We start from the raw sequence: 25,833 nt of genomic DNA, 5'->3' as shown, positions 1-25,833 counted from the left end.
GAAAGGGCATAGTGGTCTATCCAGCCGATGGCGGGGGCGGGGGCAGGGCCAGAGGTGACTTCGAAAAGGGTTACCTGGCACTGACCACCTTCCAGAAGCGGGTGAACACCCTGCTCGCCACTTTCAACGGAAGTGCCGCGGGCAAGTCCAAGGTTTCCGAACAGACGGTCAATCGCGGTTCCCTCAGCGGACCCGGCGGAGCATTCGCCGAAGCGGACGGTCTCTTCAACCAGTACAACCGGGTCCACCAGGCCCTGATCTCCCTCTCCCGCAGCCTGGGAGACCAGATCGAGGCCCTCAACATCGCGGTCTACTCCGCCGATGTCGGTACGGACAACGTCGACGAGGAGCGCCGCGTCCGCTTCGCCCAGATCCAGGCCCGCCTCGACCAGCAGCGCGCGGCCGAACGCGAACGCGAGCGCCCGAAGACGGACGCACCGGCGAACACCAACGACAAGAGCGCCGGAACGGAATGGCGGTGACACATGACTGACAACGACAAAGAGCCGGAGCTGACCCCAGCGGAACAGCACAAGCAGGACCTGGCGCGCGTCCAGGCCCAGCTCGGCATCACCGATATCACCCGCGCCGTCACCTCCGTCTTCGGCGGCAACGGAGCCTTCGCCCGTACCGACTTCGAGGGCCACGCCCTCAACGCCATGATCGACATGGTGGAGACCGCCAACCCCGCCGACCTGGAGAACGCGGGCGACAACCTCTGGCTCGCCCGCAAGGCCCTCAGCGACGCCGCCGAGGAACTCCGCACCAACGTCGGCAAGGTCCACTGGGAAGGCCAGTCCGGCGAGGCATTCCGCGACTTCGGCAAGGCCCTCGCCGACCACGCCGACAAACTGAGCACCTTCGCGGACATCGCCGCCACCCAGATCCGCGTCGCCGGCACGGGCCTCGCCTCCGTCCGCAGCTCCATGCCGGAACGCGACAACCGCCTCATCAAGCACGACGCCAAGACGATGCCGGTCCCGGAACGCGTCGACACCAACCCGGACTACGTCGCCGCAAAGAAGGCCGAACAGAACCGCCAGGAGGCCATCAATCAGATGAACCGCCTGGCCTCCTTCTACGCGGTCTCGGAACAGGCCCTGGCGGGGCAGGAGGCGCCGAAGTTCGACAGGGTGCTGAAGGCGGATGTGCCGCCTCCGATCGGCAGGCGAACGGAACCGCCGACCCGACAGAGGTCGGTCGGTACTATCTCCGGCACTCCCGAGACTTCATCAGTCTCCGATCGGCGCTCGGAAGCCGTTGTCAATGGTGAGCGCCCTCGGTCCGAAGTCCCCGGGGCGCCTCCGTCGAGCCCACCTGGCCGGGGCCCGTCCATGGAACTCGACAGCGTCGCACCCCCTGCGGCGCCGCCCATGAACCCCAACTCGGCGCCGCCTCCCACCATCACCCCTGGGCCGGGCGGAGTCCCTCCGGTCGTCCAGACCCCGCCCATGGGCCCCCCGGTGGTTGCTACGCCGCCCAACACCTTCAAGCCCGGGCCCGGGGGATCGCCCCCGCCGGTCGTCTCCAAGTCCATCAGTGGTCCCGGCCAGGGCGGCCAGAACCATGTGACTTCGCGTGGCGCGCAGGGTCAGCCGTACGGGCCCGGACGCCAGCCCGTGATCGGCGGTGCGCCGCCGTCGTCGACCGGTGTTTCGAACCCTGTCGGACGACCCACCGGACCGATGGGGTCGGGGGGACAGCAGTCACCCATGGGACGGGCCAACCCGATGGCCACAGGTCCGGCCGCAGGCGGGCAAGGTCCGATCACGGGTCGTGGAGGGCAGCCGGCACAGCCCATGGCCGGACGCCCGAATACGCCGTCCGCCGGATCTCGGGCGGGCCGTGACGGAATCGTCGGCGGTACACCTCAGCGCGCGGCCGGAGGGACCAACGCGTCTCGGATCCCTCGTGGGACCATCGTGGGCGCGGACGGGCCCTCCAGCGCCCGACCGGTGACCCGGCCGCAGCCGGGTGTGATCGGTGGCGGGGCACAGAGCGTCAACGGTGTCGTCGGGGCACCTCGTTCGGGGAGTATCGCAGGCTCCCGTGGGAGCCGGGGGAACTTCACCACCGGAGGAGCAGGCTTGGTGGGCGGCCGTGCCGGCCGCACGCCCTCGGACAGAGAAGAAGAGCGGTCCGAGTCGACTCGCCCCGACTATCTGACGGAAGACGAAGAGACGTGGACGGCGCAACGGCGCAATGCCGGGCCGCCGGTAATCGACTAGGTACTGGGAAGGTTCGGAAGCCACGATGACGGCACGAATGATCCAGACGCAGAAGCGCAGTGCACCTCGCGTTCTTCGGCGAGGTGCGGTGTGCGCGCTGGCCGCGATCTGTGTCTGGGCTGGTGGTGTCCCCGGTGCGATCTCAACGGCTGCAGCCGCCCCGGGACCTGCTGACCAGTGGTACCTCGATGCCATGCAGGCCAGAGAGCTATGGAAGGTCAGCACTGGGAAGGGCATCAAGATTGCTGTCATTGATACCGGTGTGAACCCTGCTACGCCTTCCCTGAAGGGCCAGGTCCTTGAAGGGAAGGACTTTACGGAAACCCCTGGAGAGGCTACCGACGACTACACAGGTCACGGCACCAGTATGGCCGAACTTATCGCGGGAACCGGTGCTGGTGGCGGGCTGCGAGGTTTGGCCCCCGGTGTGAAGATCGTCCCGATGCGCGTGTCGGATACCGAGCTTCAGAATAAGCAGAAGGTGAATGCTCAGGACGTTCCTGATGCTATCCGGGCTGCCGCAGATAGCGACGTGCATATCATCAGCATGTCCATGGGATCCGAGTTCTCGAACATGGATACGCGCGCTGCAGTGGAGTACGCTTGGAGTCAAGGCAAGTTGTTCTTTGCTTCGGCAGGAAACAATGCTCAGCGAGGTAACAAGCCCGAGTATCCGGCAGCTTATCCAGACGTGATCGGTGTCGCCTCTGCGGACCGTAAGGGAACGGTGGCCGAATACTCTCAACATGGCGACAATGTTGACCTCGCGTCGCCGGGAAATGATATTCCGGCATGGTGTGACGCTAATTTCAAGTCCTATTGCGATAGTGGCGGCACCAGCTCCGCCACGGCTATCGCCGCAGCCACTGCAGCTTTGGTGTGGTCAGCCAACCCCGATTGGACCGGAAACCAGGTCCTTCGTGCGCTGATCGACACCGCTGGGCGCAGCTGGGCAAAGGGGACCCGAAGTAACTATCTGGGCCACGGCCTGATCAGGCCGGGGCAGATCCTTCTGGACAAAAAGGGCGACCCCGGCGCGCCGGACATCAGCCCTCTCACCAACCTCAAGACAGGCGTCAAGGCTTCCGCCTCTCCGTCTTCTGCACCAGCCTCGTCACAAGCGCCCAAGAGCGATTCCGCAGGCGAAGCCGCCGTGGCAGGCTCCAGCAAGACCAGCGAGAAGGACGACAGCAACACCGGTCTCATCATCGGAGGCGCCGTGGCTGTGGTCGTTGTCGCCGGGGGTGCCTTCTTCTTCCTGCGACGGCGCGCCGCCTGAGCGCGGCCCCTCGCACACAAGCCACTACGCACAACCCCAGAGAAACAACAGGGAAAGGAAGACCGGGATATGTCAGCAGTCCAGAAGGTCGGCGATCAGAGTCTCAAGGATTTCCAGGACGAGATCTCTCGGCAGTTCGAGGACGTCAAGGGGCAGCTGCAGAACCTGCAGGGCGTCATCGACAGCCTGGAGGGTTCCTGGAAGGGAATCGGCGCCGGCGCCTTCGACGTCAAGCAGGCCGAGATCAACCAGGGCATGGTGCGCATCGCCAAGCTGATGCTCAACTTCCAGGAAGCGATCCAGGTCACCCGCACCACCGCCGGTAACACCGAAGACGAGGTCCGTGCCGCGCTTCAGGGCGTCGACGTGACCGCGGGCTTCTCGGGCGACGCCGGCGCGACCCGCGCCGCGACCTCGAACATCGCCGGCTACTGATACGCGCCGCGACCCGGCGCACCACAACAGAACCAATTTTCAGAATGGCAGTTGGAGGACGACTCATGGCACAGGGCAACGACGGCCTCATGCTCGTCACGTACGCGTCGCTGGACCAGGCGGCGAGCACGATCGAGAAGCAGGCGCAGCGTCTGGACCAGACGCTCGAAGACCTTCAGAACAAGATCCGCAGCGTCTCCTCCACCTTCGAGGGTGAGGCCAAGACGGCTGCCGACGCGGCCCACAAGAAGTGGGACACCGAGACGCGTCAGATCCACAACGCGCTGAAGGGCATCGCCCGCGCGGTCCGCGAGGCGGGCCCGGCGTACTCGGCGGGCGACAAGAAGGCGGCGGGCTACTTCTAAGCCGTAGCCAGCGGGACATCGGGGTGGGCATGCGCGGGAGATGCCCACCCCGATGGCGTTATGGCCTTCTCATTTCAGCTTGCCGTCCGTCGGCAGAGCGTTGATTCACCGACGGATTTCTGATAAGCGAGAAGAAGTGCTTTCACGTCCTCCTTTGCCCTTTCTTTGCCATCTCGTACGGCGATGGATACATAGAGTTGCAGATTCTTTCGGTGTTCGAGCTTCGGATTGGCGCATTCCACTGCGCCGACGCCTCCGAGACTCGAATACTCCAATTTTGAAGCTCCCTGAAGACTTTGAGTGAACCGGGGCTCCCAGTGATATTTCGCGACTTCGATGGTTGTCTCGTTCTTTTTGGCCCAGTCGATGCGACTGGAGAGGATGTATTCGTCATCGACGTCGAGCGAGCACCGCACGTAAGAGTCGGACATGCCTTGCGCTTTGCGTACGGTGAGTTCATCTCCGGGGGGCAGTAGCAGCTCCAGCGCCTGCTGCGAGATCGGAGTTCCGCAGAGTTCAGATGGCACGGTGTATGCCTTTGTCTTCTTCTCTTCGGAGCTGCATCCGGAAGTCGTTAGTGTGAGTGTGGCTATGGCTGCCACTGAAGCTGTTAAATGTTTGATTCTCATGATTCCGTCAGTCTGTTTATATTGTTCAGTGTCATGATCAAGAGACTTCGGTGGTCAAATCTTTGGCCATTCTCCCGGTGTTGCTATCGGCGTCGTTGAAGCCGTTCTTCGTGCCTTTGTCAACCCAGTCCGCGACCTGGTGCTGATAATCTGTTCTGTGCATCTCCGCCGCTTTTTCGGCGGCCAGTTGCGAACGCGCGAGACTCTCGTCCTGGCTGTACTCCCAAATGCCTGCAGAGTGCTTGGCGGCGTCCTGCAACGAATTGGTCTCCGCCTGCTGGAAGATGTGCTCCAGTACCAGGCTGCTCACCGTCCCCGCCGTTCCTCCGGCCAGTGCCCCTCCCAGAGGGGTGGCGATGAAGCTGACGCCGACGCCGACACCCAGGCCGATCGCGCCCGACCAGGCGTTCTTCTGCTGGGCCACCGAGTTCTGGAAGTCCTGCACTTCCTTACCGGCGGGTCCGAGGATCGCTTCCTGCTGGCCGATGGCCAGGACACCGTCGACCTCCGCGGACCTGCGCGAGATGGCTTCCACGATGTCCTCGGGCGGATGCGGGTAGCGCAGTTCCTCGGGCAGGTTCGGGTCGAGGTGGTAGGCCATCAGGGAGCCCATGTAATTGGCTTGGCCGACCTGGACGGCCGCATTTGCTTCGGGGGACTGCCCCACCGTCACCAGGAAGCGTGTGACGTCCACATGGGACAGTTCGGCCGCTTGGCCCGCGATCGGGAACAGCTTGTCGGTGTTCCCGAAGCTGTCGTTGGACGCTGCCCGGCTGATGTCCGGCAGATACTCCGACGCGATCTGGCCGAAGCTGTCCGCCATCTGCATATGATCGGTCAGCCGCTTCGGGTCATTGCTGATCGATTGGACGAGCTTCTCCAACAGCGCCGCTTGCTCCTCCGTATGCGGAGGGGTGTCCACGGTCGGCATCTCGCCCGCCGGGTGGCCCGTGGTCGCGGCCTCCAGGGCCTGGGCCAGGAAGTCGCGGCCCGCGGGGCTGTCCTTGCCCGAGTGGTCCATGGGCCAGCGGCGCTCTTCGAAGAGGTAGTCGAAGTTGCTGAGTTCGGCCTTCTTCTCCCCTTCCTCTTCCTTGAAATCGTGGTCGTCGGACGTGCGGACGAAGCTTTCTCCGAAGAAATCAGTCGCCGCCGCCGGGCTTCCCGAGAGGCCCTTGAGGTAGCCGATCAGGGGGTCGACGCCGGAGTCCGGTCCTGTGTAGTTGAGGACCGGGGTGACATGGGCCCGCTCGAACGCGGTCCTTCGGCCGTTGTCGCCCTGTTGCCGCTCCTCCGCCATGAGTGCGTTGCCGTACTCCGTGAGGAATCCGTCGTCGTAGTTGCCGAAGCGCATGAGGTTGCTCATCACCTGGAAGCCCAGGGGCGCGTTGATGCCGCCGCCGATCTGCCGGTCACCCAGGTCGATCATGTCGCTCTTCCACCGGGTCATCGCGGGGGTGTCGCTCTGGGACGCGGTGGCGAGGGTGAAGCTCAGATACTGCTGCAGCTCGTCGTAGTCGTCGCCATGGGCCCGCCGGACGTCTCCCGACCGGTGGTCGGTACCGAGCCCGGCCCAGAACTCGGCCACTCCCCGGGGGCCGACCGCGGTGGCGAAGCGTTCCGCGAACAGTTCGTCGTGGGCGTACCGCTTCAGCCCGGCGTTGAGATCGGCGAACTGGTCGGGGGTGAGATTCCGGGGGTTCTTGGCGATCTCCGCCAGCCGGTCGGCGGTCTCCAGGGCTTCCGTGCCCGCGTCCCGGTCGGCGTACTCGGCGTCGGAGAAGCCGAGGTCCGACTGGGCGGCCAGCGCCTTCAGGACTCGTGCCGCGCTGTCGTCGATGTCGGCGGCCTTGTTGAGCAGGGCCTGGATCTCGTCCCGGAAGGCGATCGTCTCGTCCGGGGTGCCCGCGGGTGTCCGCGCGCCGCCGCCCGCGCCCCCGCCTCCGGTCCCGCCGCCGGTCCCATCCCCGTCCCCGGGGGATTTCGTGACCGTGAACCCGCCGAACACGGTGGGGGCGACGACGATGTTCTTCGCCCGGCAGCGCTCCACCACCTCCTTGAGCTTGCTCTGGCAGGTCTTCAGCTCGGTCCGGGTGTCGCTGAGGATGTTGCGGATCGACGTGGCCTGGGTGCGGGCGTCCGCGAATTCCCCGGCGGTCTTCCCGATGAACTGACGGGACACCGTCGCGTTCAGACCGGCCCAGTTCGCCTTGTTGGCCTGGCCACGCAGCCCGGTATCGGCGTCCCGTTCGAGTTTTTCCAGGTTACGGACGACCTGGTCCCAGTCGCTGACGGCATGGTCGAGCGGGCCGAAGGCGGCGTCGTGTAACGCGGTGAAGTTCATGATGGAGAGCCTGTGTTTCGTCTTGTACGGGCGATGACGGGCGATGACGGGCGACGGGCTGAGGGGCTCGCGACCGCCCGGTGCCGGGCCGTCGAAGCGGTTCCGGCGACGGCATGCCATGGATGGTCAGCCGGCCTTCTCCCCGTCCTCCCCGCCGCCCTCCTCGTCCTTCCTCGCATAGACCGCGTTCGGCGCGCCCTTCCGGGCGTAGTCGTCGTCGAAGCCCCGGTCCAGCTCGTAGATGCTGCTCATGGACCGCCGGATCCACTCGTCGTCGTCCCGGTGGGTCTTCTGGCTGAAATCCATATGATTCGAGATGTGGGCACAGGCGTCCATCAGCGATTTGAGCTGCTTGTCCCAGCGTTCCGCGACCCGCTCCAGCGCCCCGCCCAGGGCGAAGTCCTGCGACGTCAGGCTCGTGGCGGCCTTCTCGGTGCCGGGGATCACCGCCTGGCGAGCCTCGGGCCATAACCGGTTGTAGAGCTTGTACGCGTGGTCCCCGACCGCCGCCAGATCGGTATGGGCGACCTCCAGCAGGTCTCCCGTACCGGCCCTTTGCGGTCGTTCGTCGTCGGGGAGGCCGTTGAGGCGCATCCCGGTGTCCGCGGCGGAGCCGCGCTCCGCCGCGGACGCCTTGAGCCGGTCCCATTCTTCCCATGCCATCGGGGGCTCCCTCCTGTGGAGACGCCGGATCGGCGGTACGCCCCGGGGCGCGTCGGCACGGGCCTCCGAGGGGCGTGGCGGCGTCGGCGCCCATTACAACGAGTCGCCGCTTCCGAGGCCTCGGAGAACTCGCCGCCGACCGTGAAGTCGGCCGGAGAATGGCGCAAAGCCGGACCCCCGGAAGCCCCCCGCACAAGCCGAGGGCCCGCGACCTGATCGTCGCGGGCCCTCGGTTCGAGACATCCGGCTCGGACACTCGTGTCCGGCCCCTCCGGGGTTACACCAGGTCCTCCGGCATCAGCCCCGTCTGCACCAGCGGGTTCCCCCGCTGCCGCGAGACGAAGATGCCCCGTCCCTGCGGCATCGGACGCATCCGGACCCCGCCGAGGACATCGCCTTCCTGGGGGTCGCCGGAGAGCAGTACGCCCTGGGCGCCGAGTTCCATCATCCGCTGCATGAAGGGCTCGTACGAGGCCCTGCTGGCGCCCGCCGCGCTGCGGGCGATGATGAACCGGACGCCGACGTCGCGGGCGAACGGCAACTGCTCGGTCAGCCTGCCGAGCGGGTTGCCGCTGGAGGTGGAGACCAGGTCGTAGTCGTCGACCACCACATAGACCGAAGGGCCCCGCCACCAGCTGCGGTCCCGGAGCTGCTGGGCCGTGACATCGGCCGACGGCGTACGGCGCTGCATCAGGTCGGCGAGGGCGTCGACATGGTGCTCCATCGCGTTGGACATGGGCACGTACTCGGCGAGATGGGTCGCCGGGGTGACGTCCAGCAGCGCCCGCCGGTTGTCGATGACGAAGAACTTGGCCGAGTCGCCGTCGTACCGCTGGGTCAGCTGCTTGATCAGCAGCCGCAGCAGATTCGACTTGCCCGACTCGCTGTCGCCGAAGACCAGGAAGAACGGGTCGCGCTCGAAGTTGAGCCAGACCGGTTCGAGGTTGTTCTCGTCGATCGCGAAGGCCACTCCGCGCTGCGGGTCGGTGTCGCCCGCGGGCAGCCGGGACGCCGGCAGCTCGCGCGGCAGGAGCCGTACGGCGGGCGCGCCCGGGGCCGTCCAGTGCCGGGTGACCTCCTGGGTCATCGCCGCCGTCGCCTCCGACAGATCACTGTCGGAGTTGATGCCGTCGATCCGCGGCACGGCCGCCATGAAGTGCAGCTTCTCCGGGGTGAGACCCCGGCCGGGCACCCCGGTGGGGACGTTCGCGGCGACCCTGCGGTCGAGTTCGGAGTCCATCGTGTCGCCGAGCCGCAGCTCCAGCCGGTTCATCAGGAGGTCCTTGAGGTTGGCCCGGACCTCCATGGAGCGGCCGGCCGAGAGGACGACATGGATGCCGTAGCCGAGTCCCCGGGCGGCGATGTCGAGGACGGCGGGCTCCAGCGCCTCGTAGTCCGTACGGAAGTTGCCCCAGCCGTCGATGACCAGGAAGACATCGCCCCAGGGCTGGTCGGTCACCGAGATGTCGCCGCGCGCCCGCATCGTACGGAAGCTGGCGATGGAGTCGATCCCGGCGCTGCGGAAGTACTCCTCGCGGCGGGTGAGGATGCCGTGGACCTCGGCGACGGTACGCCGGACCCGCTCGGGGTCGAGCCGGGACGCGATCCCGCCGACGTGCGGCAGCCCGGCCACCGCCGACATGCCGCCGCCGCCGAAGTCGAGCCCGTAGAACTGCACCTCGTGCGGGGTGTGGGTGAGGGCGAAGGCGGATATCAGGCCCCGCAGCAGGGTCGACTTGCCGGACTGCGGGCCGCCGATGATCTGCATATGGCCCGCCGCGCCCGAGAAGTCGCGGTAGAGGGTGTCCCGGCGCTGTTCGAAGGGCTTGTCCACGACGCCCAGCGGTACGACGAGGCGTCCCGCGCCCTCGTAGCCGGGCTGGGTGAGGCCCCGGCCGTCCACATTGGCCAGCCCGGGGACGAGTTCGTCCAGCGTCGGCGGGTTGTCGAGCGGCGGCAGCCACACCTGGTGGGCCTCCGCGCCGCGCCCCTCCAGCCTGCGGACGATCACATCGAGCACCGTGTCGGCGAGGGCGTCGTCCTCGGGGGTCCGGGCGTCCGGTACGGCGGGCCGCGCGGTGGGCTGGACGTACCGTACGGGCACCGGCGCGGCCGTGAACCGTACCGGGCGCCGGTCGACGGGCAGCGCCCCACTCGCGGTGACGACCCGGTCGCCGCCCTCCCGGTAGGTCCCGGAGACGTACGCCGCCTTGAACCGCACCATCTCGTCCGTACCGAACTTGAGATAGCCCGAGCCGGGCACGTTCGGCAGGGTGTACGCGTCCGGGACGCCGATGGCCGCCCGGGACTCCGCCGCCGAGAAGGTCCGCAGACCGATCCGGTAGGAGAGGTACGTCTCCAGCCCGCGCAGCCGGCCTTCCTCCAGGCGCTGGGACGCCAGCAGCAGATGGACGCCGAGGGAGCGGCCGATCCGGCCGATCTGGACGAACATCTCGATGAAGTCCGGCATCGCCGTCAGCAGCTCGCTGAACTCGTCGATGACCAGGACCAGCGACGGGATCGGCTGGAGCGGGGCGCCCGCCGCGCGGGCCTTCTCGTAGTCGTGGATATTGGCGTAGTTGCCCGCGTCCCGGAGGAGTTCCTGGCGCCGGTTCAGCTCGCCGCGGATGGAGTCGCCCATCCGGTCGACCAGGGTCAGATCGTCCGCCAGGTTGGTGATCACGGCCGCCACGTGCGGCATCTGCGACATTCCCGCGAAGGTCGCGCCGCCCTTGAAGTCGGCGAGTACGAAGTTCAGGGTCTCCGACGAGTGGGTGACGGCGAGCCCCAGGACCAGGGTGCGCAGCAGCTCGGACTTTCCGGAGCCGGTGGCTCCGACGCAGAGGCCGTGCGGTCCCATGCCCTCCTGCGCGGCCTCCTTCAGGTCGAGCATGACGGGTACGCCGTCCTCGCCGACGCCGATGGGGACCCGCAGCCGCTCCGACTGGGAGCGGGGCCGCCAGGTGCGGCTGACGTCGACCGAGGCCGCGTCGCCCAGATTGAGCAGATCGGTGAAGTCGAGATTGGCGAGCAGCGGCTGGTCGTCGTCGCCGCCGCTGGCCATCCGCAGCGGTGCCAGCTGGCGGGCGAGCGCCTCGGCCGCCTCGGTGCTCAGCCGGTCCGGCGCCCCGTCGTAGACCATGCCGTGGCCGGACTCCAGCCGGAGCGAGTCGGGGGTGACGACGACGGAGAGCCCGCCGCGCGGCCCGGTCACATCACCGGGGACGACCTCGATCACGGTGACGCCCTGGATGCCCTCGGGCGCCGCCAGCGGCGAGGTGGGGGAGACCGACTGGCCGTCCAGGACCACCACCACATGCGGCTGGTCCAGCAGGGGCGCGCCGCCGCCCTGGAAGCGGGGGCGGCCGTCGACCCGGGCGGTGAGCAGTTCGTCCAGCTCCCGGGGGTCGACGGTGATCAGCCGCCGGCTGCCCGCGCCGTCGCCCGCGCCGTCGGCCTGGAGGTGCGGCAGCCACTTCGCCCACTCCCACCGGTCCACCGACTCCCGGCTCGCGGCGATCACCACGACCAGGTCGTCGGGGGAGTGCAGGGACGTCAAGGACCCGATCACGGACCGGGCGGTGGACCGTACGGAGTCGGCGTGCCCGCTCACGGTGAGGTGGTAGAAGGCGCGCAGCGACACCGCGAGCGGCAGGTCGTCGAGGGTGCTGTGCGCGGCGAGGAACTGCCGCATGGCACCGGCCGTCAGCGGTTCCAGATCGTCGACCGGCGCGGTCTCGGGCGCCAGCACGGGGGTGGCCAGCTGCTGACTGCCCAGACCGATCCTGACCTGGCCGAAGTCGGCGTCGCCGATCCGCCGCTCCCAGACCCGGCTGCCCTCGGCGACCAGCGCCCAGAGCTGTTCCGGCGAAGGGTGGAGGTAGTACTGGGCGTCGCGCTGGAGCCGGGCGGTCCGCAGGACCTGGCGGCGGGTCTGGTTCAGATACTTCAGATAATCGCGCCGCAGATCCGCCAGTTCCCCCTGGGTGCCGCGCCGATAGCGGACCAGCATGGCGATGGCCATGGCGATCGTCGAAGCGATCATGATCATGCCCATGATCCGCATGATGGGGTTCGGCGTCATGAAGAAGAAGACCACCGAACCGCCCATGCCCAGCATCGGCAGCAACTGCATCAGCGCGCCCTCCTGCTGCCCGCGGGGCAGTTCCGGAGGGGGTTGCAACTGGAGCGGGTTGCCTGGCACCTCGGAAGGCAGGGCCCGTGGTGGGCGCTTGACGACGATCTGACTCACAAGCTCACCAATTCCCTTGCCGGACGGAAATGTTCCTATCGGCGCCCCCGTGGCGACGGCCCCGTCCGCGGTGAGGGATCCTACTTGCGCCCTGTGCGCGAGGTGGGGGGTAGGGTGACGCGACGGCCCTGCGCGCCGGTGCACCCACCGTGGAAACGCCATGGAAAACGGGTCATTCGGAGCGCAATGCCGAATCAGCGGAAAAGGCCCGGGTGCGAGGAATGCGGACCGTGAGTACGTATTCGGACCGTTCGGGCCGGGTGCAAAGCCGGACCTAAGGTGCGTGCCGCTGCGGTCGGGCCCGTGTGTCCACCGATACGCAGGCGATCTGTGAAGCCTTCGTACGGAGTTCGCACGAGACCGGTGTACACGGCGGACAGGGCGGCGGCACTCACCGTACGAACAGCGGTGGGCGACCGGTACGACGAGCACGGCGGCGCGCGGTCCACGCCCCGCCCGTCCGCCGCACACCACGGCGACGACGGGCGGTACGGCGGCACCACGACGATCGGACCGACCGCGGACCGGCGGCGGACGGTACGGCGGCACGACGGCAATCGGGCCGACCGGTGGACCGGCCTCCCGCGGCGGACCACCGCCCGGCGGCGCCCGACGCGGACACCGGGCGCCACCGCGCACCGGGCCGACCGAACGGCCACCGCCCGCGGCGGCGGCGCGGCGGACACATCACGAGGGGATGCAGCAGGTGAGTATGACGGCCTCAGCGGCGGCGCACGGAACCGGTCAGCCGGGACCCGTGACCCCGGCCAGCAGCGGAACCGGCTTCTGCCGGGTGACGGTCGTCGCGCCCGACGGCCGGGTCGACGTCGCCCTCCCCGAGGACATCGCCGTCGCCGACCTCTACCCCGAGATCCTCCGGCTCTCCGGCCAGAGCCCCGACCCCGGCGCCCCCGTCGGCTACCACCTGGTACGCCGCGACGGCACCGTCCTCGACAGCGCCCGCTCCCTCGGCGCCCAGCGCATCCTCGACGGCGAACTCCTCTCCCTGCGCCCGTTCGCCGAATCCCTCCCCCCGGCCGTCTTCGACGACGTCTCCGACGCGGTCGCCACCGCCGTCGCCAAGGACCGCACCCTGTGGAGCGACGGTCTGATGCGCGGCGCCGGACTCTTCGGCGGCTCCGTCCTCCTCCTGCTGCTCGCCTTCGTCCTGTGGACCTCCGACCCCCGCAACGACATGCACGGCCTGCCGGGCGTACTGGCCGGGGTCGCCGCCGTACTGCTGCTGGCGATCGCCGGAGTCCGCGCCCGGGTCTACGACGACCGGGCCTCCGCCGTCGCCCTCGGCATCGGCGCCATGGCCAACGCCGCCATCGGCGGCAGCGGACTGCTGCCCCCCGCCGACGGCGAGGGCGTCGGCAAGCTCCAGTTCCTGCTCGCCTGTGCCGCCGTCCTCCTGGTCGCCGTCGTCCTCACCATCGTCGCGCCCGGCGGCGACGGCCCCTTCGTCGCCTTCGTCTTCGCCGCCACGATCGGTCTGCTCGCCACCTTCGTCGCCATCTGGAAGGAGCTGACCCCGGTCGAGACCGCCGCCATGTGCGCCCCGCTCGCCGTCGGCACCCTCGCCTTCCTGCCCGGCCTCTCCACCCGGTTCGCCCGGCTCCCCATCGGCTTCGACCCGCCCCGTACCACCGTCGGCGACTACGGCTCCGACGACGAGCCCGCCGGACCCGTCGACGGCGAGCGGATCGCCGCCCAGGCCCGCCGCGGCCATGAACTCCTGGTCGGCCTCGTCGGCGGCTGCGCCCTGGTCGCCCTGGGCGCCGGAGCGGTCCTCGGCTTCTCCGACAACGTCTGGGGCCAGCTGCTCGCCCTCGCCACCGGTGTCGCGATGCTGATGCGCGCCCATCTCTTCCGCTATACGGCCCAGGTCGGCTGCGCCCTCGCGGCGGGCCTCGGCTGCCTCGTCCTGCTCGGCCTCGGTCTGGCGATCAACCCGCCGATCGAGCTGATGGCGGACGCCCTCAAGGGCGACACGACCGCCCTCGACATCCGTACGGTCTGGCTCACCGCCGCCGTCGCCGGGGTCGCCGCCCTGATCACCGCCATCGGGCTGATCGTCCCCCGGGCGGGTGTCACCCCGTTCTGGGGCCGCTTCCTGGAGATCGCGGAGACCTTCGTCCTGCTGACGCTGCTCCCGCTCTGCCTGGCGGTCTTCGACGTCTACCACTCGATCCGCGCCCTGACCTCGGACTGACACCCGGTCCCGGTATCCGAAGGACCCCGGCACCCGGTACCGGGCCCCTGCGCCCACCCGCTCCGGCCAGAGCCCGGAATCCGGCCCGGACCGGCCGTGGAGGCTGGTACTCTGGCTGACGGCCGTTTGTGTACGCCCGCCCGGAGTCCCCGGAGCCCTCACGGGCCCCAGCGGGGAGCTGGGCGCAGCGCTCATCGGACCCTCGCCCCCGAGTCACGGAAGTCCCCCTGAGAAAACGCCAGGGGCACTCGCGGGCGCTTCGAACCATCTGAGGAGTACCGAGTGTCTCTCGACGCCGCCACGAAGAAGCAGATCATGGCCGACTTCGGCACCAAGGAGGGCGACACCGGCTCCCCCGAGGTCCAGGTCGCGATGCTCTCCCGCCGCATCTCGGACCTGACCGAGCACCTCAAGACCCACAAGCACGACCACCACTCCCGTCGTGGTCTGCTGATCCTCGTCGGCCAGCGCCGCCGGCTGCTGCAGTACCTGGCCAAGAAGGACATCCAGCGCTTCCGTACGCTGGTCGACCGCCTCGGCATCCGCCGCGGTGCGGCCGGCGGCGCCAAGTAAGACGCCGTGAAGGGGAGCGGTTCCCGCGAGACGGGACCGCTCCCCTTCGCTTTTTGCCGTCCTTTTACCGATCTGCGGTATGCATATGCGGTACGTACCGGCTCTTTCGCCGGACGTGCCGCCGTACGTGCCCGCTGTACGTGCGCGACATACCGCCCGGCATTTAGTCTGGTCGCACCGGCCCGGACCGCGCGACCGGTGACGGCGCACGACAACCGTCCGGGCGGCACGAAGAGCCGCAGCAGACGCGGCAACGAACACAGCAGGAGAGGCCCACTCGCCGCCGCCGGTCCTCGGTAGTGGCTCCCGGGAGACTCGAACCCCGGAAGCTTCGATCGAAGACCGGCCCAGTACGAGGGCTTCTCCGCCCGTCCCCCGCCACACGGGCAGGGGGCGTAAAGACGCAAACGTAACGCAACGTAACGGAGAACACGCTAGTGGAGAACGAGACCCACTACGCCGAGGCCGTCATCGACAACGGCTCCTTCGGCACCCGCACCATCCGCTTCGAGACCGGTCGCCTGGCCCGCCAGGCCGCCGGCTCCGCCGTGGCCTACCTGGACGACGACACCATGGTGCTGTCGGCCACCACCGCCTCGAAGAAGCCCAAGGACCAGCTCGACTTCTTCCCCCTCACGGTCGACGTCGAGGAGCGGCAGTACGCCGCGGGCAAGATCCCCGGCTCCTTCTTCCGCCGTGAGGGCCGTCCCTCCGAGGACGCCATCCTCACCTGCCGGCTGATCGACCGGCCGCTCCGCCCCTCCTTCAAGAAGGGCCTGCGCAACGAGATCCAGATCGTCGAGACGATCATGGCGCTCAACCCCGACCACCTCTACGACGTGGTCGCGATCAACGCCGCCTCCTGCTCCACGCAGCTGGCCGGTCTGCCCTTCTCCGGCCCGATCGGCGGCACCCGTGTCGCGCTGATCAAGGGCCAGTGGGTCGCCTTCCCGACCCACACGGAGCTGGAGGACGCCGTCTTCGACATGGTCGTCGCCGGCCGGGTCCTGGACGACGGCGACGTCGCGATCATGATGGTCGAGGCCGAGGCCACCACGAAGACCGTCGAGATGGTCAAGGCCGGTGCCGAGGCGCCGACCGAGGAGATCGTCGCCGCCGGTCTGGAAGCCGCGAAGCCCTTCATCAAGGTGCTCTGCAAGGCCCAGGCCGACCTCGCCGCCAAGGCCGCCAAGCCCGAGGGCGAGTTCCCGGTCTTCCTGGACTACCAGGACGACGTGTACGAGGCCCTGGCCTCCGCCGTCAAGGGCGAGCTGGCCCAGGCGCTCACCATCGCGGGCAAGCAGGAGCGCGAGACCGAGCTGGACCGCGTCAAGGAACTGGCCGCCGAGAAGCTCCTCCCGGCCTTCGAGGGCCGCGAGAAGGAGATCTCCGCCGCCTACCGCTCCCTGACCAAGAACCTGGTCCGCGAGCGCGTGATCAAGGACAAGGTCCGGATCGACGGCCGCGGTGTCACCGACATCCGTACCCTGGCCGCCGAGGTCGAGGCGATCCCGCGGGTCCACGGCTCCGCCCTGTTCGAGCGTGGCGAGACCCAGATCCTGGGCGTCACGACCCTGAACATGCTCCGTATGGAGCAGCAGCTGGACACCCTCTCCCCGGTGACCCGCAAGCGGTACATGCACAACTACAACTTCCCGCCGTACTCCGTCGGCGAGACGGGCCGCGTCGGCTCCCCGAAGCGCCGCGAGATCGGCCACGGCGCGCTCGCCGAGCGCGCGATCGTGCCGGTGCTCCCGACCCGCGAGGAGTTCCCGTACGCGATCCGTCAGGTCTCCGAGGCCCTCGGCTCCAACGGCTCCACCTCCATGGGCTCGGTCTGCGCCTCCACCATGTCGCTGCTGAACGCCGGTGTGCCCCTGAAGGCCCCGGTCGCCGGTATCGCCATGGGTCTGATCTCCCAGGAGATCGACGGCCAGACGCACTACGTCACCCTCACCGACATCCTCGGTGCGGAGGACGCCTTCGGCGACATGGACTTCAAGGTCGCCGGTACGAAGGAGTTCGTCACCGCCCTCCAGCTCGACACCAAGCTGGACGGCATCCCGGCCTCCGTCCTGGCCGCGGCCCTCAAGCAGGCCCGTGACGCCCGGCTCCACATCCTCGACGTGATGATGGAGGCGATCGACACCCCGGACGAGATGTCCCCGAACGCCCCGCGGATCATCACCGTCAAGATCCCCGTGGACAAGATCGGCGAGGTCATCGGCCCCAAGGGCAAGATGATCAACCAGATCCAGGAGGACACCGGCGCCGAGATCACCATCGAGGACGACGGCACGATCTACATCGGTGCCGCCGACGGCCCGGCCGCCGAGGCCGCCCGCGCCACCATCAACGGCATCGCCAACCCGACGATGCCCGAGGTCGGCGAGCGCTACCTGGGCACGGTCGTCAAGACCACCACCTTCGGTGCCTTCGTCTCCCTGCTGCCCGGCAAGGACGGACTGCTGCACATCTCGCAGATCCGCAAGCTGGCCGGCGGCAAGCGCGTGGAGAACGTCGAGGACGTCCTCGGCGTCGGCGCCAAGGTCCAGGTCGAGATCGCCGAGATCGACTCCCGCGGCAAGCTCTCCCTCATCCCCGTGGTCGAGGGCGAGGACGGCGACGACGCGGCGGACCAGAAGGACGACGCTGCCAAGTGACGTCGCACGGCTTCAAGGCGACGGCCCGCACCTCCTCGGAGGCGCGGGCCGTCGCCCGTACCCAAACGCTTCTCAAGGGCACCGACGGCATCGGCACGGTCCGGCGCACCACCCTCCCGGGCGGGCTGCGGATCGTCACCGAGACCCTGCCGTCGGTACGCTCCGCCACCTTCGGGATCTGGGCACACGTCGGCTCCCGTGACGAGACCCCGGCGCTCAACGGCGCCACGCACTATCTGGAGCACCTCCTCTTCAAGGGCACCCGGCGCCGGTCCGCCCTCGACATCTCCGCCGCGATCGACGCGGTCGGCGGCGAGATGAACGCCTTCACGGCGAAGGAGTACACCTGCTACTACGCGCGGGTCCTCGACACCGATCTGCCGCTCGCCATCGACGTCGTCTGCGACATGCTCACCGGATCGCTGATCGAACAGGAGGACGTCGACGCCGAGCGCGGCGTGATCCTGGAGGAGATCGCGATGACGGAGGACGACCCGGGCGACTGCGTACACGACCTCTTCGCGCAGACCATGTTCGGCGACACCCCGCTCGGCCGGCCCGTGCTCGGCACGGTCGACACCGTCAACGGGCTCGCCGCCGACCGGATCCGCCGCTTCTACAAGAAGCACTACGACCCCACCCACCTGGTGGTCGCCGCCGCGGGCAACGTCGACCACGCCGCCGTCGTACGCCAGGTCCGCCGCGCCTTCGAGAAGGCCGGCGCCCTCACCCGTACCGACGCGGTGCCGCTCGCCCCGCGCGACGGCCGCCGTACGATCCGTACCGCGGGCCGGGTCGAACTGCTCGGCCGGAAGACGGAACAGGCCCATGTCGTCCTCGGCATGCCGGGACTGGCCAGGACCGACGACCGCCGCTGGGCCCTCGGCGTGCTGAACACCGCCCTCGGCGGCGGCATGTCCTCCCGCCTCTTCCAGGAGGTCCGGGAGAAGCGGGGCCTCGCCTACAGCGTGTACTCGTACACCTCGGGCTTCGCCGACTGCGGACTCTTCGGCGTCTACGCGGGCTGCCGCCCGGCCCAGGTCCACGACGTCCTCAAGATCTGCCGGGACGAACTGGACCGGGTCGCCACCGAGGGCCTCGGGGACGAAGAGATCGGCCGCGCCGTCGGCCAGCTCTCCGGCTCCACGGTCCTCGGCCTGGAGGACACCGGCGCGCTGATGAACCGGATCGGCAAGAGCGAACTGTGCTGGGGCACCCAGATGTCCGTGGACGAGATGCTGGCCCGGATAGCCGCCGTCACCCCCGACGAGGTCCGCTCCGTCGCCGCCGACGTCCTGGGACAGCGGCCGTCCCTGGCGGTCATCGGCCCCCTCAAGGACCGCCAGGCCGACCGGCTCCACGAAGCGGTCTCCTAGGGCGTGTCCGGAAAATCCCGCCCGGCCCGTGACGCCCGGTACGCGCACTCTTCCCCTGTGCCCTTCGGGCAGGGGAGGTGCTCCCGGCGTTGCCGGGGTTTCCCGAGTACGTCCCGTACGGGGGAAGCCGCCCCCTGGCTTCGCCGGGGGGACTCCCACCGCCGTCGCGAATTCGCGCGCACCGGACGCCGCGGGCCCCGCCCTGCGGGCGGACGGCGCTATTTTCCGGACACGCCCCAGGCTCCGCCTAGGCTGGGGCCCGACGATCTGAGAAACGCCTCCCGGAGGAACAGAGACTGATGAGCAAGTTGCGCGTGGCGGTCATCGGTGCCAAGGGCCGGATCGGCTCCGAGGCGGTACGTGCCGTGGCGGCGGCCGACGACCTGGAGCTGGTCGCCGCCCTCGGCCGGGGCGACCGGCTGGAGACCCTGGTCGACACGGGGGCCCAGGTGGTGGTCGAGCTGACCACCCCCGCCTCCGTGATGGGCAATCTCGACTTCTGCGTCCGGCACGGCATCCACGCCGTGGTCGGCACCACCGGGTGGACCGAGGACCGGCTCGCCCAGCTGGGCACCGGCCTCGCCGCGTCCCCGGAGACGGGCGTACTGATCGCCCCCAACTTCTCCATCGGCGCGGTCCTCACCATGAAGTTCGCGCAGGCTGCGGCCCGCTGGTTCGAGTCGGCCGAGGTGGTCGAGCTGCACCACCCGAACAAGGCGGACGCCCCCAGCGGCACCGCCACCCGGACCGCCCAGCTGATCGCCGCCGCCCGGGCCGAAGCCGGTCTCGGGCCCCAGCCGGACGCCACCGTCACGGCCCTGGACGGCGCCCGCGGCGCGGACGTCGACGGAGTCCCCGTACACGCCGTACGGCTCCGCGGCCTCCTCGCCCACCAGGAAGTGCTGCTCGGCGGCGAGGGCGAGACCCTCACCATCCGGCACGACTCCCTGCACCACAGCAGCTTCATGCCGGGCATCCTGCTCGGCGTCCGGCGGATCGGCTCCGTACCGGGGCTGACCATCGGCCTCGAACACTTCCTCGACCTCGGCTGATCCGGGCACCACAGATCGTCATGCGCGCGAAAATCACCTACTTCGTCACGGCCGCCGTCCTGGTCCTCTACTTCTTCCTGGTCGGCAGCCGGGGGGTGCTCCTCATCCAGCAGGGCACCCTGCTCACCGTCACCTTCGGCGTGGCCGTACTGATCCTGCCCGTCATCGGTGTCTGGTTCCTCTGGAAGAACACCCGCTTCGTCACCCGGGCCAACGCCCTCGCCGCCGAACTCGACGCCGAGGGCGGCCTGCCGGTCGACGACCTGGCCCGGACCCCGGCCGGCCGGATCGACCGGGACGCCGCGGACGAGGTCTTCGCCCTGCGCCGGGCCGAGACCGAGGACTCCCCGGACGACTGGCGGTGCTGGTTCCGGCTGGCGATCGCCTACCACGACGCCCGGGACACCCCGCGGGCCCGCCGGGCGATGCAGCGGGCCATCACGCTCCACGAGGGCAAGGCGTAGAAGACCCGCCCGGACCCGCCCCGGACCGATTCGGGCCCGGATCGGCGACGGCATGAGAAACCGCGCCGGACCATCGTGGTCCGGCGCGGTTTCGGTACGTCTCGGGAGCACGGCCCGTTCCCGGCCTGCGGCCGGCGCGTCCGCCCGTACGGCCCGCCGGCCCCGCTCAGTGCGTCTGCCCGTACTCCGACGCCCATGCCTCCACCGTGTCGGCCGCGCGCTCGAAGGCGGTCTCCCGGGAGAGGAAGTCCGCGTTGTGGTCGGTGATCAGCTCCACCGGCTCGTCGCGGCCGGCCCGGACCAGCTGGAGCGCCTGCCCCTGGACGGTCCGCGGCAGCCCCAGCCAGCGCACCGGCCGCTGGACCGTCTGTACCCGGGTCACCCGGGACCAGGCCAGGGTAGAGGTGCCGAAGAAGCCGACCCGGCGCAGGCCGTGGCGGCTCACCCAGACGCCCGCCCGCAGCATCCGCAGCGAGAGGGCGATGATCACCAGTCCGAGGGCGAGGCAGACGCCCGCCCCGGACATCGCCCCCGCCGCGGCGATGATCATGGCCGCGATCATCACGAACGAGGCGAGCAGCAGGAGCAGCGCCGCCGCCCCCACCCGCCAGGGGCCGGGCCGGTACGGCCGCCGCCACTGGTCGTGGTCGTCGAAGGGCAGCGCGATGTCGTCCGCGTCCGCCGCCCGGGCGTCGGTTCCGCGGTCGGCCGTCAGAAAGGTCAGGGGCACGGCTGTTCTCCACTCACCAGCACACTCGAATTGTGGGGGCTGTGACGGGTGAGGCTACCGAGGTGCCCCGGGACCGACCACCCCCGGGGGCCGTGCGGGTCACCGCCGTTCGGCGGCCTCGCCCTGTGACACGCTGCCGCGCTCGGCGTCCCGGGCGGCCCCGGACTCCATCGCCGGGAGCCCGAACAGCAGGGCGCCGGCCAGGCCGCCGACGATGGTCAGCCCGATCAGCGTACGACCCGCGAGCCGGGAGACCGAGGGACGTTCGCGTGGCGGGGGAGTGACGTTACTGCGGAACCGTTCGGCCTCGACCTCGGCTTCGGCGGCCCGGGCGACGAAGGAGAACGGGACGGCTTCCCGCCGGCGGAACATCGGATCACGCTCCTCGGATGATCGACAGTGATTCCTGTTACCCAGAGAGACGAACAGAACGGCGATTCGGTGCCGGATCCGGGTGAATCGGTCCGAAAATCCTCCCCGAATGGTCGGCGGAGGGTGGTCTAAGGTGGGTGCCGCCCCCACCCCGCCCGAGGAAGGAACCTCTCAGGTGCCCGATCTGCCGGCCGATGCCGCGACCCCCACATTCCGCAGCGATGTCACCGTCGAGCTCGTCAAGCACTCCGCAGCAGACTCCGACGTGCTGTGGGCGGCCCGGGTGTCGACGGCCGGTGAGCAGTCCCTGGACGAGCTGACGAAGGACCCGGAGCGGTCCAAGGGGCTCATCAACTATCTGATGCGCGACCGGCACGGCAGCCCGTTCGAGCACAACTCGATGACCTTCTTCATCAGCGCCCCGATCCTGGTCTTCCGGGAGTTCATGCGCCACCGGGTGGGCTGGTCGTACAACGAGGAGTCCGGCCGCTACCGGGAGCTGGGCCCCGTCTTCTACGTGCCCGGCCAGGACCGGAAGCTGGTCCAGGAGGGCCGCCCCGGCAAGTACGTCTTCATCGACGGCAGCCCCGAGCAGCACAAGGTCGTCTCCGAGGCGATGCAGGACTCCTACCGCCGGTCGTACGAGACCTACCAGGAGATGCTCGCGGCCGGAATCGCCCGCGAGGTCGCCCGTTCGGTCCTGCCGGTGGGTCTGTTCTCCTCGATGTACGCCACCTGCAACGCCCGCTCCCTGATGCACTTCCTCGGCCTGCGCACCCAGCACGAACAGGCCGCGGTGCCGTCCTTCCCGCAGCGCGAGATCGAGATGGTCGGCGAGCGGATGGAAGAGCACTGGGCCCGGCTGATGCCGCTGACGTACGCGGCCTTCAACGCCAATGGACGCGTCGCGCCCTGATTCCGGCTGCCCGACCGTGGCCCGGCCGTCCCCCGGTCGGACCACCGAGCGGTACAGATGTACGGATTATCCGGGTGGAATGTCCGCATTGCGGGCTTTCGTAAACTTCATCTAGGCTGATCAAACGGACCCGGCACTGCTTGAACCCCCGAGCAGGCAGTGCCGGGCTCCGCATGCCACGTCCTACGTCACGTCCCCTCAGGGGCCACACCGCACTGAGCAGCGAGTAGCGTGTTACCCATGGCTCCCATCCCCACTCCGCAGACCCCCTTCGGGCGGGTCCTCACCGCCATGGTCACGCCGTTCACGCCGGACGGCGCACTCGACGTCGACGGCGCCCAGCGCCTGGCGGCCCATCTGGTGGACGCCGGTAATGACGGTCTGATCATCAACGGCACCACCGGCGAGTCGCCCACCACCAGCGACGCGGAGAAAGACCGGCTCGTACGGGCCGTACGGGAAGCAGTCGGGGACCGAGCCTTCGTGGTAGCCGGAGTCGGCACCAACGACACCCGCCACAGCGTCGAACTGGCCCGCGCGGCCGAACGCGCCGGCGCCCACGGCCTCCTCGCCGTCACGCCGTACTACAACAAGCCCCCGCAGGAGGGCTTGTTCCGGCACTTCTCGGCGATCGCCGACGCCACCGAGCTGCCCGTGATGCTCTACGACATCCCCGGCCGCAGCGGCGTCCCCATCGACACCGAGACCATCGTCCGGCTCTCCGCCCACCCCCGGATCGTCGCCAACAAGGACGCCAAGGGCGACCTCGGCCGGGCCGGCTGGGCCATCGCCCGCTCCGGACTCGCCTGGTACTCCGGCGACGACATGCTCAATCTCCCCCTGCTCTCGATCGGAGCCGTCGGCTTCGTCTCCGTCGTCGGCCATGTGGTCACCCCGGAGCTGCGCGCCCTGCTCGACGCCCATCTCAACGGCGACGTCCAGAAGGCCACCGAGATCCATCAGCGGCTGCTCCCGGTCTTCACCGGCATGTTCCGCACCCAGGGCGTGATCACCACCAAGGCCGCTCTCACCCTCCAGGGCCTGCCCGCCGGGCCCCTCCGACTTCCCCTGGTGGAGCTGACCCCCGAGGAGACCGCGCAGCTGAAGGCGGACCTCACGGCCGGCGGCGTCCAGCTCTGAACCCGGACACGGCAAGACCTGACAACCGAATACGCGCCACCAACTGAATACGTACGACACAGCACGTGCACGAATGTCATGTACGCCGCGCCTCCGAACCGGGGGCGGGGGTGCATGGTGAGGAGAGTCTTTTGAGTCATCCGCATCCAGAACTCGGTCCCCCGCCGAAGCTCCCGAAGGGCGGCCTCCGGGTCACCCCGCTCGGCGGCCTCGGTGAGATCGGCCGGAACATGACGGTCTTCGAGTTCGACGGCCGACTGCTCATCGTCGACTGCGGCGTCCTCTTCCCCGAGGAGGAGCAGCCCGGTGTCGACCTCATCCTGCCCGACTTCACCACGATCCGGGACCGCCTCGACGACATCGAGGGCATCGTGCTCACGCACGGCCACGAGGACCACATCGGCGGCGTCCCCTATCTGCTCCGTCTGAAGCCGGACATCCCGCTGATCGGTTCCAAGCTCACCCTCGCCCTGATCGAGGCCAAGCTCCAGGAACACCGGATCCGCCCCTACACCCTGGAGGTGGCCGAGGGGCACCGCGAGCGGATCGGCCCCTTCGACTGCGAGTTCATCGCCGTCAACCACTCCATCCCGGACGCGTTGGCCGTCGCCATCCGCACCCCCGCGGGCATGGTCGTCCACACCGGCGACTTCAAGATGGACCAGCTTCCGCTCGACCGGCGGCTGACCGATCTGCACGCCTTCGCCCGGCTGAGCGAGGAGGGTATCGACCTCCTGCTCTCGGACTCCACGAACGCCGAGGTCCCCGGCTTCGTCCCGCCCGAGCGCGATATCTCCAATGTGCTGCGGCAGGTCTTCGCCAATGCCCAGAAGCGGATCATCGTCGCCAGCTTCGCCAGCCATGTGCACCGGATCCAGCAGATCCTGGACGCGGCGCACGAGTACGGCAGGCGGGTCGCCTTCGTCGGACGTTCGATGGTCCGCAATATGGGGATCGCCCGAGACCTGGGCTATCTGCGGGTCCCGCCCGGGCTCGTCGTCGACGTCAAGACCCTCGACGACCTGCCGGACCACGAGGTCGTGCTGGTCTGCACCGGCTCCCAGGGCGAGCCGATGGCGGCCCTCTCCCGGATGGCCAACCGCGACCACCAGATCCGGATCGTCCAGGGCGACACGGTCATCCTGGCGTCGTCCCTGATCCCGGGCAACGAGAACGCGGTCTACCGGGTGATCAACGGCCTGACCCGCTGGGGCGCCAATGTCGTCCACAAGGGCAATGCCAAGGTCCATGTCTCGGGTCACGCCTCCGCGGGCGAGCTGCTGTACTTCTACAACATCTGCCGCCCCCGGAATCTGATGCCGGTCCACGGCGAATGGCGCCATCTGCGGGCCAACGCCGAGTTGGGCGCGCTGACCGGTGTGCCCAAGGACCACATCGTGATCGCCGAGGACGGTGTGGTGGTCGACCTGGTCGACGGCCGGGCCAGGATCGTCGGCAAGGTCCAGGCCGGCTATGTCTATGTCGACGGCCTCTCGGTCGGCGATGTCACGGAGTCGTCCCTCAAGGACCGCCGGATCCTCGGTGACGAGGGCTTCATCTCGGTCTTCGTGGTGGTGGACTCCACGACCGGCAAGGTCGTCGGCGGCCCGCACGTCCAGGCCCGCGGCTCCGGTATCGACGACGCGGTCTTCAGTGCCGTGATCCCCAGGATCGAGGAGGCGATCGCCAAGTCCGCCTCGGACGGGGTCGCCGAGCCGCACCAGCTCCAGCAGCTGGTCCGCCGGACCGTCGGCCGCTGGGTCTCCGACACCTACCGCCGCCGCCCGATGATCCTTCCCGTGGTCATCGAGGTCTGACGCCCGGACCGGTCCCGACCGTCTGACGTCGCGCTTCATGGAGCGGGGCGCCCCGATTTGCATCCGGGCGCCCCGCTCCAGTACGTTTACGGCTCCGCCCGAGCGGGAAACCCGGTTGACCAAGTCGATCAGGATCTTCCCAAGGGGCCGGAGAATCCGACTCAGAATCTCTGATAAAGTCGGAATCGCCGAAAGGCAAAAGCAAGAAGGCCTCTCCAATCGGCCGCTCGATCGGAATCCAAGTCCGGAAACGGAATGGGAAAACGATCTGGTAAGGTTGGAAACGCAAGACCGAAGGGAAAGCCCGGAGGGCCTGGTGAAAA

General features: G+C 68.9%; 20 protein-coding genes. 14 read left to right on the top strand and 6 right to left on the bottom strand.

Annotated features, from left to right (window positions below):
- Nucleotides 1–11: 11 nt before the first annotated feature.
- The 5 genes from ABZ714_RS27880 (at nucleotide 12) to ABZ714_RS27860 (ending at nucleotide 4,307) form a co-directional block, all read left to right on the top strand.
- Nucleotides 12–482 carry a hypothetical protein gene (locus ABZ714_RS27880; protein WP_358828098.1) on the top strand — a complete coding sequence of 157 codons (471 nt, stop codon included), beginning with the start codon at nucleotides 12–14 and terminating at the stop codon, nucleotides 480–482.
- Nucleotides 483–485: 3 nt separating this feature from the next.
- Nucleotides 486–2,228, top strand: a complete 1,743-nt coding sequence (locus tag ABZ714_RS27875; protein ID WP_358828097.1) for a hypothetical protein — start codon at nucleotides 486–488, stop codon at nucleotides 2,226–2,228.
- A 25-nt stretch (nucleotides 2,229–2,253) separates the two neighbouring features.
- Nucleotides 2,254–3,507 carry a S8 family serine peptidase gene (locus ABZ714_RS27870; RefSeq protein ID WP_358828096.1) on the top strand — a complete coding sequence of 418 codons (1,254 nt, stop codon included), beginning with the start codon at nucleotides 2,254–2,256 and terminating at the stop codon, nucleotides 3,505–3,507.
- 69 nt (nucleotides 3,508–3,576) lie between these two features.
- Nucleotides 3,577–3,942 carry a WXG100 family type VII secretion target gene (locus ABZ714_RS27865; protein ID WP_358828095.1) on the top strand — a complete coding sequence of 122 codons (366 nt, stop codon included), beginning with the start codon at nucleotides 3,577–3,579 and terminating at the stop codon, nucleotides 3,940–3,942.
- 65 nt (nucleotides 3,943–4,007) lie between these two features.
- Nucleotides 4,008–4,307: a WXG100 family type VII secretion target gene (locus ABZ714_RS27860; RefSeq protein WP_358828094.1), complete on the top strand. Its 300-nt coding sequence runs from the start codon at nucleotides 4,008–4,010 to the stop codon at nucleotides 4,305–4,307.
- Between the two features lie 74 nt (nucleotides 4,308–4,381).
- On the opposite strand, the gene ABZ714_RS27855 is transcribed toward ABZ714_RS27860, so the two are convergent.
- The 4 genes from ABZ714_RS27855 to eccCa all read right to left on the bottom strand — a co-directional run bounded on the left by ABZ714_RS27855 (nucleotide 4,382) and on the right by eccCa (nucleotide 12,192).
- Complete coding sequence (locus tag ABZ714_RS27855) at nucleotides 4,382–4,834, bottom strand: hypothetical protein (RefSeq protein ID WP_358828093.1); 453 nt, start codon at nucleotides 4,832–4,834, stop codon at nucleotides 4,382–4,384.
- 139 nt (nucleotides 4,835–4,973) lie between these two features.
- Nucleotides 4,974–7,277, bottom strand: coding sequence for a hypothetical protein (locus ABZ714_RS27850; protein ID WP_358828092.1), 2,304 nt, complete (start codon nucleotides 7,275–7,277; stop codon nucleotides 4,974–4,976).
- A gap of 126 nt (nucleotides 7,278–7,403) precedes the next feature.
- A complete protein-coding gene (locus tag ABZ714_RS27845; RefSeq protein ID WP_358828091.1) occupies nucleotides 7,404–7,940 on the bottom strand; it encodes a hypothetical protein in 537 nt (178 codons plus the stop codon).
- Between the two features lie 277 nt (nucleotides 7,941–8,217).
- Nucleotides 8,218–12,192: a type VII secretion protein EccCa gene (gene eccCa, locus ABZ714_RS27840; protein WP_358828090.1), complete on the bottom strand. Its 3,975-nt coding sequence runs from the start codon at nucleotides 12,190–12,192 to the stop codon at nucleotides 8,218–8,220.
- A 712-nt stretch (nucleotides 12,193–12,904) separates the two neighbouring features.
- Between eccCa and eccD the strand changes: the two genes are divergently transcribed.
- The 6 genes from eccD to ABZ714_RS27810 all read left to right on the top strand — a co-directional run bounded on the left by eccD (nucleotide 12,905) and on the right by ABZ714_RS27810 (nucleotide 20,535).
- A complete protein-coding gene (gene eccD, locus ABZ714_RS27835) occupies nucleotides 12,905–14,407 on the top strand; it encodes a type VII secretion integral membrane protein EccD (protein WP_358828121.1) in 1,503 nt (500 codons plus the stop codon).
- A 282-nt stretch (nucleotides 14,408–14,689) separates the two neighbouring features.
- Nucleotides 14,690–14,980: a 30S ribosomal protein S15 gene (gene rpsO, locus ABZ714_RS27830; RefSeq protein ID WP_323370980.1), complete on the top strand. Its 291-nt coding sequence runs from the start codon at nucleotides 14,690–14,692 to the stop codon at nucleotides 14,978–14,980.
- A gap of 437 nt (nucleotides 14,981–15,417) precedes the next feature.
- A complete protein-coding gene (locus ABZ714_RS27825) occupies nucleotides 15,418–17,643 on the top strand; it encodes a polyribonucleotide nucleotidyltransferase (protein ID WP_358828089.1) in 2,226 nt (741 codons plus the stop codon).
- Nucleotides 17,640–19,019 carry a pitrilysin family protein gene (locus ABZ714_RS27820; RefSeq protein WP_358828088.1) on the top strand — a complete coding sequence of 460 codons (1,380 nt, stop codon included), beginning with the start codon at nucleotides 17,640–17,642 and terminating at the stop codon, nucleotides 19,017–19,019. The genes ABZ714_RS27825 and ABZ714_RS27820 overlap by 4 nt, the downstream gene beginning before the upstream one ends.
- Nucleotides 19,020–19,318: 299 nt before the next feature.
- Complete coding sequence (gene dapB / locus ABZ714_RS27815; protein ID WP_358828087.1) at nucleotides 19,319–20,071, top strand: 4-hydroxy-tetrahydrodipicolinate reductase; 753 nt, start codon at nucleotides 19,319–19,321, stop codon at nucleotides 20,069–20,071.
- Between the two features lie 20 nt (nucleotides 20,072–20,091).
- Complete coding sequence (locus tag ABZ714_RS27810) at nucleotides 20,092–20,535, top strand: hypothetical protein (RefSeq protein ID WP_358828086.1); 444 nt, start codon at nucleotides 20,092–20,094, stop codon at nucleotides 20,533–20,535.
- A 166-nt stretch (nucleotides 20,536–20,701) separates the two neighbouring features.
- Here ABZ714_RS27810 and ABZ714_RS27805 read toward each other — a convergent pair whose 3' ends face one another.
- Nucleotides 20,702–21,265, bottom strand: coding sequence for a hypothetical protein (locus tag ABZ714_RS27805; protein ID WP_358828085.1), 564 nt, complete (start codon nucleotides 21,263–21,265; stop codon nucleotides 20,702–20,704).
- A gap of 99 nt (nucleotides 21,266–21,364) precedes the next feature.
- Nucleotides 21,365–21,637, bottom strand: coding sequence for a hypothetical protein (locus tag ABZ714_RS27800; protein ID WP_358828084.1), 273 nt, complete (start codon nucleotides 21,635–21,637; stop codon nucleotides 21,365–21,367).
- A 175-nt stretch (nucleotides 21,638–21,812) separates the two neighbouring features.
- Between ABZ714_RS27800 and thyX the strand changes: the two genes are divergently transcribed.
- The 3 genes from thyX (at nucleotide 21,813) to ABZ714_RS27785 (ending at nucleotide 25,510) form a co-directional block, all read left to right on the top strand.
- Nucleotides 21,813–22,553 (top strand): FAD-dependent thymidylate synthase, encoded by a 741-nt coding sequence (gene thyX / locus ABZ714_RS27795; protein ID WP_358828083.1) that lies wholly within the window; start codon nucleotides 21,813–21,815, stop codon nucleotides 22,551–22,553.
- A gap of 240 nt (nucleotides 22,554–22,793) precedes the next feature.
- Complete coding sequence (gene dapA, locus ABZ714_RS27790) at nucleotides 22,794–23,693, top strand: 4-hydroxy-tetrahydrodipicolinate synthase (protein ID WP_358828082.1); 900 nt, start codon at nucleotides 22,794–22,796, stop codon at nucleotides 23,691–23,693.
- A gap of 131 nt (nucleotides 23,694–23,824) precedes the next feature.
- The gene (locus ABZ714_RS27785; protein WP_358828081.1) at nucleotides 23,825–25,510 is read left to right on the top strand and encodes a ribonuclease J; all 1,686 of its coding nucleotides are present in this window, start codon (nucleotides 23,825–23,827) and stop codon (nucleotides 25,508–25,510) included.
- Nucleotides 25,511–25,833 lie beyond the last annotated feature (323 nt).

Source organism: Streptomyces sp. NPDC006798 (assembly GCF_040635975.1).
Lineage (GTDB): Bacteria > Actinomycetota > Actinomycetes > Streptomycetales > Streptomycetaceae > Streptomyces.
Note: the sequence above shows the minus strand (reverse complement) of the source record. Positions and strands in the feature narration are given on the sequence as shown.

What these genes read in the sequence shown, in the direction of transcription:
- ABZ714_RS27860 (WP_358828094.1), top strand. Translation starts at nt 4,008, where the DNA reads ATGGCACAGGGCAACGACGGCCTCATGCTCGTCACGTACGCGTCGCTG.
- ABZ714_RS27865 (WP_358828095.1), top strand. Translation starts at nt 3,577, where the DNA reads ATGTCAGCAGTCCAGAAGGTCGGCGATCAGAGTCTCAAGGATTTCCAG.
- ABZ714_RS27870 (WP_358828096.1), top strand. Translation starts at nt 2,254, where the DNA reads ATGACGGCACGAATGATCCAGACGCAGAAGCGCAGTGCACCTCGCGTT.
- ABZ714_RS27875 (WP_358828097.1), top strand. Translation starts at nt 486, where the DNA reads ATGACTGACAACGACAAAGAGCCGGAGCTGACCCCAGCGGAACAGCAC.
- ABZ714_RS27800 (WP_358828084.1), bottom strand. Translation starts at nt 21,637, where the DNA reads ATGTTCCGCCGGCGGGAAGCCGTCCCGTTCTCCTTCGTCGCCCGGGCC.
- ABZ714_RS27810 (WP_358828086.1), top strand. Translation starts at nt 20,092, where the DNA reads ATGCGCGCGAAAATCACCTACTTCGTCACGGCCGCCGTCCTGGTCCTC.
- dapA (WP_358828082.1), top strand. Translation starts at nt 22,794, where the DNA reads ATGGCTCCCATCCCCACTCCGCAGACCCCCTTCGGGCGGGTCCTCACC.
- dapB (WP_358828087.1), top strand. Translation starts at nt 19,319, where the DNA reads ATGAGCAAGTTGCGCGTGGCGGTCATCGGTGCCAAGGGCCGGATCGGC.
- eccD (WP_358828121.1), top strand. Translation starts at nt 12,905, where the DNA reads ATGACGGCCTCAGCGGCGGCGCACGGAACCGGTCAGCCGGGACCCGTG.
- ABZ714_RS27845 (WP_358828091.1), bottom strand. Translation starts at nt 7,940, where the DNA reads ATGGCATGGGAAGAATGGGACCGGCTCAAGGCGTCCGCGGCGGAGCGC.
- ABZ714_RS27850 (WP_358828092.1), bottom strand. Translation starts at nt 7,277, where the DNA reads ATGAACTTCACCGCGTTACACGACGCCGCCTTCGGCCCGCTCGACCAT.